The sequence below is a fragment of the Rhodococcus sp. YH3-3 genome (assembly GCF_001653035.1).
GTDB classification, from domain to species: domain Bacteria; phylum Actinomycetota; class Actinomycetes; order Mycobacteriales; family Mycobacteriaceae; genus Rhodococcus_F; species Rhodococcus_F qingshengii.
In genome coordinates this window covers 197,842-210,172 of record NZ_BCWH01000002.1, presented here as the reverse complement: position 1 = coordinate 210,172, position 12,331 = coordinate 197,842, and the positions used below count along the sequence as shown (strand labels likewise).

The 12,331-nt window shown below is 61.7% G+C and carries 11 protein-coding genes; 7 read left to right on the top strand and 4 right to left on the bottom strand.

Annotated features, from left to right (window positions below):
• Positions 1 to 61: 61 nt before the first annotated feature.
• Complete coding sequence (locus tag YH3_RS13630) at positions 62 to 904, bottom strand: SDR family oxidoreductase (RefSeq protein ID WP_074447109.1); 843 nt, start codon at positions 902 to 904, stop codon at positions 62 to 64.
• Between the two features lie 277 nt (positions 905 to 1,181).
• Here YH3_RS13630 and YH3_RS13625 point away from each other — a divergent pair, with 277 nt between their 5' ends.
• The 4 genes from YH3_RS13625 (at position 1,182) to YH3_RS13610 (ending at position 5,824) form a co-directional block, all read left to right on the top strand.
• A complete protein-coding gene (locus YH3_RS13625) occupies positions 1,182 to 2,189 on the top strand; it encodes a diiron oxygenase (protein WP_003943163.1) in 1,008 nt (335 codons plus the stop codon).
• A 33-nt stretch (positions 2,190 to 2,222) separates the two neighbouring features.
• The gene (locus tag YH3_RS13620) at positions 2,223 to 3,950 is read left to right on the top strand and encodes an FAD-dependent oxidoreductase (protein WP_064443581.1); all 1,728 of its coding nucleotides are present in this window, start codon (positions 2,223 to 2,225) and stop codon (positions 3,948 to 3,950) included.
• Between the two features lie 210 nt (positions 3,951 to 4,160).
• The gene (locus YH3_RS13615) at positions 4,161 to 4,637 is read left to right on the top strand and encodes a Zn-ribbon domain-containing OB-fold protein (RefSeq protein ID WP_003943075.1); all 477 of its coding nucleotides are present in this window, start codon (positions 4,161 to 4,163) and stop codon (positions 4,635 to 4,637) included.
• Positions 4,634 to 5,824, top strand: coding sequence for a lipid-transfer protein (locus YH3_RS13610; protein WP_030536146.1), 1,191 nt, complete (start codon positions 4,634 to 4,636; stop codon positions 5,822 to 5,824). Before YH3_RS13615 ends, YH3_RS13610 begins: the two co-directional genes overlap by 4 nt.
• A gap of 30 nt (positions 5,825 to 5,854) precedes the next feature.
• Here YH3_RS13610 and YH3_RS13605 read toward each other — a convergent pair whose 3' ends face one another.
• The gene (locus YH3_RS13605; protein WP_030536147.1) at positions 5,855 to 6,661 is read right to left on the bottom strand and encodes an alpha/beta fold hydrolase; all 807 of its coding nucleotides are present in this window, start codon (positions 6,659 to 6,661) and stop codon (positions 5,855 to 5,857) included.
• A 99-nt stretch (positions 6,662 to 6,760) separates the two neighbouring features.
• On the opposite strand from YH3_RS13605, the gene YH3_RS13600 reads away from it, so the two are divergent.
• Positions 6,761 to 7,777 (top strand): helix-turn-helix domain-containing protein, encoded by a 1,017-nt coding sequence (locus YH3_RS13600; protein ID WP_230587526.1) that lies wholly within the window; start codon positions 6,761 to 6,763, stop codon positions 7,775 to 7,777.
• Here the strand turns inward: YH3_RS13600 and YH3_RS13595 are convergent.
• Together YH3_RS13595 and YH3_RS13590 are read right to left on the bottom strand one after the other, a co-directional pair.
• Positions 7,762 to 8,520 (bottom strand): ankyrin repeat domain-containing protein, encoded by a 759-nt coding sequence (locus tag YH3_RS13595; protein WP_007730406.1) that lies wholly within the window; start codon positions 8,518 to 8,520, stop codon positions 7,762 to 7,764. The genes YH3_RS13600 and YH3_RS13595 overlap by 16 nt on opposite strands.
• Complete coding sequence (locus YH3_RS13590; RefSeq protein ID WP_039973154.1) at positions 8,520 to 9,230, bottom strand: FadR/GntR family transcriptional regulator; 711 nt, start codon at positions 9,228 to 9,230, stop codon at positions 8,520 to 8,522. Before YH3_RS13590 ends, YH3_RS13595 begins: the two co-directional genes overlap by 1 nt.
• A gap of 216 nt (positions 9,231 to 9,446) precedes the next feature.
• On the opposite strand from YH3_RS13590, the gene YH3_RS13585 reads away from it, so the two are divergent.
• The gene (locus YH3_RS13585) at positions 9,447 to 10,886 is read left to right on the top strand and encodes an aspartate ammonia-lyase (protein ID WP_050655022.1); all 1,440 of its coding nucleotides are present in this window, start codon (positions 9,447 to 9,449) and stop codon (positions 10,884 to 10,886) included.
• Positions 10,886 to 12,331, top strand: coding sequence for an amino acid permease (locus YH3_RS13580; RefSeq protein ID WP_007730398.1), 1,446 nt, complete (start codon positions 10,886 to 10,888; stop codon positions 12,329 to 12,331). Before YH3_RS13585 ends, YH3_RS13580 begins: the two co-directional genes overlap by 1 nt.

Genomic DNA, 12,331 nt, shown 5'->3' with positions numbered 1-12,331 from the left:
TGGTGCACGTTTCTGGTCAGATCCCAACCCCTCAAATCCCAACCCCTCAAATCCCAGCCCCTCAGATCCCAGCCCTTCGCACGAGAGCGTCAGTGGCAGAAGGGGATACAACGTCAATCGCTCGTAACAGCCCCGCGTACCGCGGATACAGCTCGACGGGACGCGTATTGATCGCCCTCAAGATCCACGATGCAGCTTGATCGGCCGTCAGCGCCGGCTGGCTCACGTAATCCGCCGTCGGCGCGATCATCGGTGTTCGTATGAGTGGGAATTGCACTGTGGTGACATCGACACCGGTGCCGTGACATTCCGCGCCGAGGCTTCGGCCGAATGCACTGAGAGCAGACTTCGACGCGTGATAGGCGCTGAACCTGGGCATCACGCCCGCAGTGACTCCCCAGGTTCCGACGTTGATGATGTGTCCGGACTTCGCCTCGAGCATCGCGGGCAGTAGCCGCAACGTCAGTCTTGTCGGCCCGAAGTAGTTCAGCGCCATGGTGCGCTCGTAGTCATGGAATCGGTCGACCGAATCCAACGCGGTACGCCGGATCGAGCGACCCGCATTGTTGACGAGGATGTCGACCGACCCGAATCGATCCGCGATCGTCTCCGCGAGTTCGTCAACGGCTTCACCGCGGGAGAGGTCCGCAGGCACGATGTGTGCCCATCCTCCCCTGCGGTGAATCTCGTCCCGTACGTGTTCGAGGTTTTCCTCACCGCGCGCGACCAGGATCATCTCGGCTCCCCGACGAGCCAAAAGATGAGCTGTCGCCTCACCGATCCCCGACGAGGCTCCCGTCAGGACGATGGTCTTGTCGGAAAGCGTGACGCCGCGAGACGGAACAAGGGAGCGCAGACGCGTCGGCGGTCTCAATGCAAGATTGCTGAGAATCGATCTGATCACGTCGGCCTCGGTTCGATCTTCGCGTGCGATTCGGTGCGAACCCGTCCCTGAACAGCCCACTTCGGACGCACCGCGGAAATTACTCAAAAGTAAGTTATGGCGCCGTTTCGGCCGTGTCAAGAATTCGTCGGGATTCAGGAGTATCTGCCACTAGCTTTTCCTGATACCTCGGGTTACATTAAATCCAGACCGAGTGCCAGCGATCACACAACCGGCCCTCGATTCCACCGAACACCGCGAGAAATACCAGCGGTGACCGAAACGAAGAGGAGACGCCATGACGCTCACATCGCCGCTCGACAAGCGCGGAGAAGCATCCGACGACTCGTACAACGAGACGCTTCGACTCCTGTCCGAGGGCTCGGTGCACAAGCACTTCGACCCGTACCTCGACATCGACTGGGACTCCCCCGAGTTTGCCGTCGTCCCGAACGATCGCCGCTGGATCCTCCCGGCCGAGACAGATCCGCTGGGTGCTCACCCGTGGTACCAGTCGCAGTCCGAGGCCAGGCAGATCGAAATCGGCATGTGGCGCCAGGCCAATGTCGCGAAGGTCGGTCTCCAGTTCGAGAACATTCTGATCCGCGGCATGATGCAGTACGTCTTCTCGCTGCCCAACGATTCGGCCGAGGCGCGTTACTGCACGCACGAGTCGGTCGAAGAGTGCAACCACACGATGATGTTCCAGGAGATGGTCAACCGCATCGGTGCCGACGCTCCCGGCATGAGCCGTCCGATGAAGATGCTTGCACCCTTCATCCCCCTCGCTGCGGGTCCGTTCCCCGAACTGTTCTTCGTCGGTGTCCTCGCCGGTGAAGAGCCGATCGACCACATTCAGAAGAGCATCCTGCGCGCCGGCGGCCAGATCCACCCGATCATGCAGTCGGTCATGGCCATCCACGTAGCCGAGGAAGCGCGTCATATCTCGTTCGCGCACAAGCTTCTGAGCCGTCGCATCCCGCTGATGTCACGCCCGAACCGGTTCGTCCTCTCGCTGCTGTTCCCGATCGTCATGCGCATTCTCTGTGACGCCATCGTCATCCCGCCGAAGTCCTTCTGGAAGCAGTTCGACATCCCGAAGTCCGTGAAGAAGGACCTGTTCTGGGATCTGCCCGAGTCGCGCCAGACCCTGCGCAACTACTTCGGTGACGTCCGCATGCTGGCCACCGACACCGGCCTGATGAACCGTGCCTCGCGCCTGGTGTGGAAGGCCTGCAAGATGGACGGCCGCGCATCACGCTTCCGTAGCGAACCTCACCGCAGCTCGCACAACGCCGCCGCGTAGCTCCCGGACAGTCGAGATCGGACTCATAGCGCCATGCCACACGTAGTCACGCAGTCCTGTTGCAGCGACGCCTCGTGCGTCTACGCCTGCCCGGTCAACTGCATCCATCCGACGCCGGACGAGCCGGACTTCCTCACCGCCGAGATGCTGCACATCGATCCGCAGGCCTGCGTCGACTGTGGCGCATGCGTCTCGGCCTGCCCGGTCGACGCCATCGTCCCCGAGTCGAAGCTGACCGACCCGCAGCGAGTCTTCCTGTCCATCAATGCGGACTTCTACAAGGAAGAGCGACCCAGGCCGCTTCTCGCCAAGGTCATCCCGGCAGCCCACGTCGACAAGGGCCGACCGCCGTTGCGCGTTGCGATCGTCGGTTCCGGACCGTCGGCGATGTACGCCGCGGACGAGTTGCTGACTCAGCCTGACGTGCAGGTCAACGTCTTCGATCGCCTTCCTGTGCCTTACGGCTTGGTTCGCGCCGGCGTTGCTCCGGACCATCAGAAGACCAAGCAGGTCACTCGCTTGTTCGACAAGATCGCCGCACAAAAGGGTTTCGAGTTCTACCTCAACGTCGAGATCGGCAAGCACATCTCGCACAGCGAACTGCTCGAAAATCACCATGCGGTGCTCTACGCAGTCGGCGCTTCGTCCGACCGTGGTCTCGGCATTCCGGGCGCTGATCTGCCTGGCACGGCCTCGGCCACCGACTTCGTGGCCTGGTACAACGGCCACCCCGATCACGCCGACGACGTCTTCGATCTCTCGCATCGCCGCGCGGTCATCATCGGAAACGGAAACGTCGCGCTCGACGTCGCTCGCATTCTGACGGCCGATCCCGAGAAGTTGGCGGGCACTGACATCTCCGCTCACGCACTCGCCGCTCTGCGGAAGAGTCGCGTCGAAGAAGTTGTCATCGTGGGTCGACGCGGAATCGCGCAGTCCGCGTTCACAGTCCCCGAGTTCACCGGCCTGATGGCACTGCCGGACATCGAACTCTCTGTCGGACCCGACGACATGGTTCTCGACTCGGCCACCGAAGAACTGGCAAAACGCGGCGAGCTTCCGCATGCCGTCGAGCAGAAGTTGCGTCTCCTCGAAGCACTGAAGAACCGCGATCACGTCGACGTCGGCAACAAGCGCATCACGTTGCGCTACCTGCTCACACCGACCTCGATCACCGGCGACGATCAGGTCAGCGGAATCGAGTTCGCTCGCAACGCTCTTGTCGACGCCAACGGAACCGTGCAGATCGAAGCAACCGGCGATACCGAGACCATTGATACCGGCTTGGTCCTCACCTCGATCGGCTACCGCGGAGTGCCCATCCCCGGCGTCCCGTTCGACGAGCGTGCGTCGGTCATTCCGAACGAGAACGGCCGAGTCCTCGAAACTCCGAACGGTGATCCCGCCACCGGGGTCTACGCGACCGGTTGGATCAAGCGCGGACCGAGTGGGTTCATCGGCACCAACAAGTCCTGCGCGCAGGAAACGATCAGGATGCTCGTCGACGACTTCAACGACGGACGCCTGACCAACCCGGTCGCAGACGACTCCGCAGTCGATCGTCTGGTCCGGGCGCGACAGTCCGACGTCGTCGACCGCGAGGGCTGGCACGCCATCGACAAGGCGGAACTGGAACGCGGCGCTGCGCACGATCGTGCCCGCGAAAAGGTTCTGGATCAGGTCGAGATCACCTCCATCCTCGACGCTGCGGCCCGAGTGAAACCGACGCGTCGATTCGGTCGACCCGTACGCGTTCGCTGATCCACTACAGGTAAACAGCTACTTTCACGCACACCGCCCCGCCTGCAGACTCGTCTGCCCGGCGGGGCCGTCTGCGTTCCGGCAACGTCCCACTCAGCGAAAATTTATGCCCGTCAGCGGCCGAAATCGTGTAATACTGCAACCTGTTCCAGTAAGCGGCACAGCGAGCCACGATCCCCGGATCACGCTCGCCAACCAGATGAGGATTGCATGAGCGAGACTGCAACGCCGGCGCCGAACGGGAGTGTGACACCTGCAGTAGAGGGTTGGTTCACCACCGGCGACGAACCTGCTCTGATCGGCACGAAGTGCCAATCCTGCGGCACCATTTCCTTCCCTCGTGAGGCGACGTTCTGCAAGAACCCGAGCTGCTTCAGCGAGGAGTTCGACGACGTGGAACTCTCCCGCCGCGGCACTGTCTGGTCGTACACCGACGCGCAGTACCAGCCCCCGCCGCCGTACATCCCGCGCTCGGATCCGTACGAGCCTTTTGCTCTCGCAGCAGTCGAACTGCCCGAGGGCATCGTCATCCTCGGCCAGGTGGCCGACGGATTCGGCGTCGACGATCTCAAGGTCGGCAATACCGTCGAATTGGTTGTCGAGCCGCTGTACACCGACGAAACCGGAGTACGTACGACGTGGCGATGGAAGCCTGTCGCCGCAGCTGATCAGGAGTTGCAGTCATGAGCAAGGACGTCGCAGTACTCGGTGTCGGTATGCACCCCTGGGGCAAGTGGGGGCAGTCGTTCGTGAAATACGGCGTTGCGGCCGCTCGCGCCGCGCTCGCCGATTCGGGTGTGAATTGGCAGGATGTCGACTTCATCGTCGGCGGCGAGACCGTCCGCAACGGGTACGGCGGATACGTCGCCGGAGCCACCTTCGCGCAGGCACTCGGCTGGAACGGCGCTCGCGTCGCCACGTCGTACGCCGCGTGTGCGACGGGAGCCCAGGCACTCGACACCGCTCGCGCACGAATCCTGGCCGGCCTCAGCGAAGTTGCCCTGGTCGTCGGCGCCGACACCACGCCGAAGGGCTTCCTCGCTCCCGTCGCCGGTGAGCGTTGGGACGACCCGGACTGGCTGCGCTTCCGCCTCATGGGTATGACCAACCCGGCGTACTTCGCGCTCAACGCGCGTCGTCGCATCGACCTCTACGGCGCCACCGCGGAGGATTTCGCCAACGTGAAGGTCAAGAACGCCAGGCACGGGCTGAGCAATCCGAATGCGCGCTACCGCAAGGAAGTCACCGTCGAGAACGTGTTGGCCTCCCCCGTGGTGTCCAATCCCCTTCACCTGCTCGACATCTGCGCGACGTCCGACGGCGGCGCCGCAATCTTGCTGACGTCGATGGAATACGCCCGCAAGATGGGCATCGCGGAACCTGTTCGCATCAAGGCTATTTCGACAGTCACGCCGACGTTCCCCCAGACGATCATGGACATGCCGAACTTCTCCACCGATTCCAGCTCCGCCGTTCCCGCTCCGGAGCGCACGTTCAAGGAATCCATCGGCTACGCCGCATACGAAGAAGCCGGGATCTCTCCCGAGGACGTCGACGTCGCCGAAGTCTACGACCTCGCTACCTCCGTGGAACTGGACTGGATCGAAGACCTTGCCCTCTGCAAGCGGGGCGAGGCCGAGCACCTCCTGCGTGCGGGTGACACCAGTATCGGAGGCCGCATCCCGGTCAATCCGTCCGGCGGTCTCGCGTGCTTCGGCGAAGCCGTTCCCGCACAGGCACTTGCGCAGGTGTGCGAGCTCACTTGGCAGCTTCGTGGACAGGCCGAAGGCCGTCAGGTCGAAGGCGCCCGCATCGGTATCACCGCCAACCAAGGTCTGTTCGGACACGGCTCCTCGGTAATCGTTTCCGCCTGACCCTGTTCTACTTTCGTGGCGGTCGCACACTCACCCGTGAGCGGCCGCCACGATCACGTCTGCCACTGCCCCTGGCCGGGAAACCAGCGATGCGTGCGAGGTCGGGAGTTCGCTGGTGTTCGCGCCCATCCGATTTGCCATGAACCGCTGCGCCGATGCTGGGATCACGCGATCCTCACCGGCAACCAGATACCAGCTCGGTGTGTTCGCCCACGACGGTGGCCCGCCGAGCTCGAGGTTCGCCCACAAAGCCGCAGACTTCTGATGCGCCAACATCGTTGCCGCTGTCTCGTCGGAAACATCCTGAGCGAAGACGGAATGGAAATACTCGTCCGTGACGTAGCCGTCGGCGTTCTTCCCGCCGATCGCGTGAGGATCGTCGACGATCTTCAATCCCAGAGCCGGAGGAAGCAATTGGCTGCCAGGAAACCTGATGGGATCGATCGTGATCTGCACCGGCTCACCCTGAACCGGAGCAAACGCCGCGATGTACACCAACGACTGCACCTTCGGGTCGTGAACATTGGTGATCACCGCGCCGCCGTACGAGTGTCCGACGAGCACGACAGGTCCGTCGATGTCCGCAACCGTCTTCTCGATCACGGACGCGTCGTAAGCGGGCCCGCGTAGAGGATTGTCCGGCGTCACGACGCGATAGCCACGCGAGCGTAGATCGGCGGCAACGCCGTCCCAACTGGTCGCGTCGGCAAAAGCGCCGTGGACGAGAACGACGGTTGGCTTGGGGCTCGCCACCGCAGCGCCGGAGCCGAAGATCACTCCAGCCGCGACTGTCATGAGTAACGCCAGAACTGCGGTGAATACACGTGAGATCTTCATGCGTTTCCTTCACTCTCGTCGAAAAGCGAGAAACTGCGGTAGGCCGGGACACGCCCGTTTCGATCCTAGAAATACCTGCTGCGACGGACGTGACTGTCCGTGCAGACTTTTGAGCTCACACTGCACAACTTCTGGTTGAGCGTCCGCATCGCGGGGTATCAGGGCTGCATGGCTTTGCTCCTGGATACTTCCGTGTTGGAGCCTGACCAACGCGCGGACGCCTTTGTCGACGCGATGGGTCGTGCCTCGGTCCCGTGTGCAATCCACTTGGAGAACCCGGAACGGGTGAGCGCGAGAATGAACGTGTGGAACCTCGGTGCAGCATCACTGTTCCGCTCCGAGTCGACCGGTATGCGGTTGACCCGAACACCACGTCACGTCCGGTCCGCGTCGATGCCCGTCCTTGCGATTGCCCTGCAGGAGATCGGGATCGGCCATCTAGATCAGCACGACGAACAACGCAGAGTGCCCGCCGGTGAGCTGTTGATGACGGACCTGACGTCGACCTACGATTTCTCCTGGCCGGGAACGGGCGCTTCCCAGTGCCTCTACGTTCCGATGGATCGGCTGGGACTGCCGATCGACACCGTGCGGGACGCAGCTACCCGGCCTCATCACAGCAATCTGTACCCCGTGATGATCGCGCACGTTCGTGAATTGTTCCGCAGCGCCGCTCTGTTGGAGACCGATCCTGCCGCCGAACAATTGGGCGAGGCCTCGATCGAACTCGCACGTGCTTTGGTCGCTTCGATCGCACATGCGAATCCTGACGCATCCGCTCCGAGATCGGCCCTTGCCATGACTTCGATCCGTCGATACATCCGTGAACACCTTCACGATCCGACACTGAATCCCGCACGAATTGCTCAAGCCCACAACATCTCACTGCGACAGCTGTACAAGATCTGCTCGGACAACGGCTTTCGGATCGAACAGTGGATCATCACCCAGCGCCTGCAGAAGGCTCGGGACGAACTGGCTCGACCCGCTACCGTCGATCTGCCGATCGCGACCGTTGCGCACCGGGCGGGGTTTGTCGACGCCGGACACTTCAGCCGACGCTTTCGACAGGCCTACGGGCTGAGCCCGACTCGTTGGCGTCAGCTCCGCGATTGAAGCAGCGCCACAACGTCCGACTGACCACGACTTTCGGCATTGTCCAACGCGGTCTTCCCCGATGCATCGCGGATCGAGGGATCTGCCCCCGCGTCGAGAAGCTGAGTGATCACGTCGATATAGCGCGCCGAACCATCGCCGTACACAACGGCTTCGAGTAGCGCCGTCCACCCGGGATCGTTGATGTGATTGACCGGAACCCCGGCAGCGATCAGCATCCGGACGGTCTCGACATGCGCGTGTTCACTCGCCGGAATCAGCGCCGTACCGCCGTAACGGTTCACGCTGTCGACGTCCGCGCCGTGGGCGAGCGTGAGCGCCAGAATCTCGTTCAAACCCTCGGCTCCGGAATACAGGAAGGCCGAATCCTGCATGGAGTCCTTCGCGTTCACGTCAGCGCCGGCAAAAATCAACGTAGAAGCCGCAGCGACGGCGTTGTTCTTGGTGGCCTCGACGAGTGGAGTCCGTTCGCCCTCGCCGCGCGCTTCGATGTTCGCGCCGGCAGTCAGGGCAGCGGTAACAGCTGCGGGATCATTGCGGTCCACAGCATCGAAGAGCGCGCGTTCGGATTCCGGCGTCGATGGTGGATTTACACCCGTAGGCGGTACAGCTGCCGTTGTTGGTGCTGACGCCGCGGTTGTCGGCGTCAGCGGGGTGTCGGACGAACTGCAGCCAGCCAACGCTCCGGTCACCGATGCCGCGAAGATTGCGCAGGCGAGGACAGACTTGCGCGGCCGCGCCATCACAACGAATCACTTTCTTGGACAAGTGTTTCGAGCGTCATCCTGACGGCGTCCAGGTGTTCGGCCATCGCCCTGGAGGCGTGGTCGTAACTCCCGGATGCAATTCCTTCGACTATTCGTTCGTGTTCCTCGTTCGACTTTTCCTGGCGACCTGCAACAAGATTGAGTGTCTCGGATTGCCTTGTCAGCGCTTCACGGATATCGACGATTACCGACTCGAAGACACGATTCCTACTGGCTTTCGCGATCAGTCCGTGAAATTGGGCGTCGAGTGCAACCCATACGAGCGGATCGTCCTCGTCACGCATCTGCTGTACCAGTCCGCGGAGGGCTGCCAGTTCCTCCGCGGTGTGCCGTTGCGCAGCCCATCCTGCGGCCGGAATTTCGACATGAGGCCGTGCTTCGACCAATTCGTTGGCCGCGTAACTGCCGAAATCGAGGTCTCGCGCTATCGAATCACTGACGACGAAGGTGCCGAGCCCGGATTTTGTCTCGGTGAGCCCGAGGGCATGGCACGAGCGCAGGGCTTCACGGATGACCGATCGACTGACCCCGTGTCTTTCGGCCAGGGACGCCTCGGACGGGAGACGCTCTCCGACTGCCAGTTCGCCGGAGGTTATTGCGGCACGGAGGTCGGCGAGAACCGCCTCGGCAGCACTCACCCGCGAGGCGACGGGTCGCCTGGTGGCCCAGCTGTCTGACAGGTTCATGCCGTCATTGTTGCGACTGCCGAAGACCCGCGTCAAACATCGCACTTGATGAAGGGTTGACGTGCCGGAGTGAGCGAGGTAACAATTACACCTGTCAGACAGCCTGATAGCCCGATAGCTGGGCGGGACTACTACTCGACCGTCAGCGCTGCGATCCCGAAATACACCCACCGCGCAGAGTGATGCTTGCGCGAAGAGACACGAGGAATTGATCAAGTGCTCGAAACGCGAACAGAACACGATCTGCTCGGCGATCGCGAGGTTCCAGCCGATTCGTACTGGGGTATCCACACCTTGCGCGCAATGGAGAACTTCCCGATCACTGGTCGAACAATCGCCACGAACCCGCATCTGATCCGCGGCATCGCTTACGTCAAGTGGGCCGCAGCCAGCGCAAACGAAAAGCTGGGCATCCTCGACCGCCCGCGCGCGGAGGCCATCTCACAGGCATGCAAGGAGATCGTGGACGGGCGGTGGCACGAACAGTTCGTGGTGGACGTCATCCAGGGGGGCGCCGGCACGTCGACGAACATGAATGCGAACGAGGTCATCGCCAATCGCGCGTTGGAAATCCTCGGCCACCAGCGCGGCGACTACGAACGGCTTCACCCCAATGAACACGTGAACCTGAGCCAATCGACCAACGACGTCTACCCCACGGCCGTGAATATCTCGACGATCTTCGCGATCGATGACCTGCTGGATGCACTTCTTACACTCCAGAACGCATTCACGACCAAGTCTCTTCAGTTCGCCGACACAGTGAAGATGGGACGCACCCAACTGCAGGACGCCGTGCCGATGACTCTGGGTCAGGAGTTCGGGACCTACGCGGTCATGATCGAGGAGGATCGGGCGCGTCTGGCTGAGGCCGCTCTTCTCGTTCACGAGATCAACCTCGGCGCGACTGCTATCGGCACTGGCCTCAACGCACCCGCCGGCTACGCCGAGGTGGCCTGTTCCGACCTGGGCGCACTGACCGGACTGCCGCTGGTGTTGGCAACGGATCTGGTCGAAGCGACCCAAGACGTGGGCCAGTTCGTCCACCTCTCCGGCGTCCTCAAGCGGGTCGCTGTGAAGTTGTCCAAGGTGTGCAACGATCTCCGACTGCTCTCTTCGGGCCCGCGAGCCGGATTGAACGAGATCAATCTTCCACCGGTGCAGGCAGGTTCGTCGATCATGCCGGGCAAGGTCAATCCTGTCATTCCCGAAGTCCTCAATCAGGTCGCGTACGAAGTCATCGGCAACGACGTGACGATCACGATGGCTGCGGAATCCGGTCAGCTCCAACTCAACGCTTTCGAGCCGATCATCGTGCACTCACTGTCCGAAGGAATGCGACACCTCGGTGCGGCTTGCCGCATTTTGGCGGACCGGTGCGTACTCGGCATCACGGCTAACACCGAACTGCTGCGCGCCCGAGTCGAAGACTCCATCGGCCTCGTCACCGCGCTCAACCCCTACATCGGATATACCGCGTCCACTCGGATCGCCCAGGAGGCGTTGATTTCCGGGCGTCGCGTCGCCGATCTCGTAATCGAAGCCGGCCTGCTCGACCGCGAGGAACTCGATCGGTTGCTCAGCCCCGAACATCTCGCCAATCTCCGCGTTTCGGGGGAGAAGCCTCATGCCACCGCTGTTGCGGAGGAGGTTTGATGACCGTCGAACGGGAAGAGACAGGCCGCGCCGAAGTTGCCACTGAGGAGGATCTCGGATATCAGAAGGCGCTCGGCCCCAGACAAATTCAGATGATCGCGATCGGTGGCGCGATCGGAACCGGCCTTTTCATGGGGGCGGGAGGGCGACTACAACAGGCGGGCCCGGCCTTGGTTCTCGTGTACGCGCTGTGCGGATTCTTCGCGTTCCTGATCCTGAGGGCGCTCGGCGAACTGGTGATGCACCGACCGACTTCCGGATCCTTCGTTTCCTACGCACGCGAATTCTTCGGCGAAAAGATGGCTTTCGCTGCGGGCTGGTTGTACTGGATGAACTGGGCAATGACTGCCGTGGTCGACGTCACGGCTGTGGCGTTGTACATGAACTTCTTCAAAAAGTACTGGGCGCCACTGGGACACATCGATCAGTGGATGTTCGCTCTGATCGCGGTGTTGCTGGTTCTCGGACTGAATCTCGTGTCCGTGAAAGTCTTCGGAGAGTTGGAGTTCTGGTTCGCGTTGATCAAGGTCGTGGCCTTGACCGCATTCCTCGGGTTCGGTGTCTATTTCGTACTCTTCGGCACGCCCATCGAAGGGCATTCCTCCGGATTCAGCCTGATCGCCGACAACGGTGGGCTGTTCCCCAACGGAATACTCCCGGCAGTCGTGGTGATTCAGGGCGTCGTGTTCGCTTACGCTTCAATTGAACTCGTGGGGACCACGGCTGGAGAGACCGAAAATCCCCGGAAGGTGATACCCAAGGCGATCAACACAGTGATCATTCGGATCCTCGTCTTCTACGTGGGGTCGGTCCTGCTGCTCTCGCTGTTGCTCCCGTACACCGAATACCACGCCGGTGAAAGTCCATTCGTCACATTCTTCGGTTCGATCAACATCCAAGGCGCAGATGCGATCATGAATCTGGTCGTTCTCACGGCGGCGTTGTCTTCCCTCAATGCCGGACTGTATTCGACCGGACGAATACTCCATTCGATGGCGACGGCCGGTTCGGCGCCTGCCTTCGCTGCCAGAATGAACAAAGCCGGAGTGCCGTACGGGGGAATCGCACTCACCGGCGTGGTCATCCTGTTCGGCGTCGGGCTCAATGCTGTTGTCCCAGCGCAAGCCTTCGAAATAGTCCTCAATCTTGCGGCACTGGGCATCATCAGTGCATGGGCGGTAATTGTGCTGTGCCAGTTGAGGCTCTGGCAACTTGCGAAACAAGGCAAAGTCACTCGCCCTTCCTTCCGCATATTCGGCGCACCGTACACCGGGATCGCGACACTGGTCTTTCTTGCGGTCGTTATCGTGTTGATGGCATTCGACAACCCTGTTGGAACGTGGACCGTCGGATCCATCGCGATCATCGCACCGCTCTTGATGATTGGTTGGTACGCCGCCAGGAATCGTATTCGCGAGTTGGCCATCCACCACCCCGCAGCTTGA

Excerpts from the sequence above, each read along its gene's own strand:
- YH3_RS13590 (WP_039973154.1), bottom strand. The coding sequence starts at position 9,230 with ATGAACCTGTCAGACAGCTGGGCCACCAGGCGACCCGTCGCCTCGCGG.
- YH3_RS13595 (WP_007730406.1), bottom strand. The coding sequence starts at position 8,520 with ATGGCGCGGCCGCGCAAGTCTGTCCTCGCCTGCGCAATCTTCGCGGCA.
- YH3_RS13615 (WP_003943075.1), top strand. The coding sequence starts at position 4,161 with ATGAGCGAGACTGCAACGCCGGCGCCGAACGGGAGTGTGACACCTGCA.
- YH3_RS13625 (WP_003943163.1), top strand. The coding sequence starts at position 1,182 with ATGACGCTCACATCGCCGCTCGACAAGCGCGGAGAAGCATCCGACGAC.
- YH3_RS13620 (WP_064443581.1), top strand. The coding sequence starts at position 2,223 with ATGCCACACGTAGTCACGCAGTCCTGTTGCAGCGACGCCTCGTGCGTC.
- YH3_RS13580 (WP_007730398.1), top strand. The coding sequence starts at position 10,886 with ATGACCGTCGAACGGGAAGAGACAGGCCGCGCCGAAGTTGCCACTGAG.
- YH3_RS13605 (WP_030536147.1), bottom strand. The coding sequence starts at position 6,661 with ATGAAGATCTCACGTGTATTCACCGCAGTTCTGGCGTTACTCATGACA.
- YH3_RS13610 (WP_030536146.1), top strand. The coding sequence starts at position 4,634 with ATGAGCAAGGACGTCGCAGTACTCGGTGTCGGTATGCACCCCTGGGGC.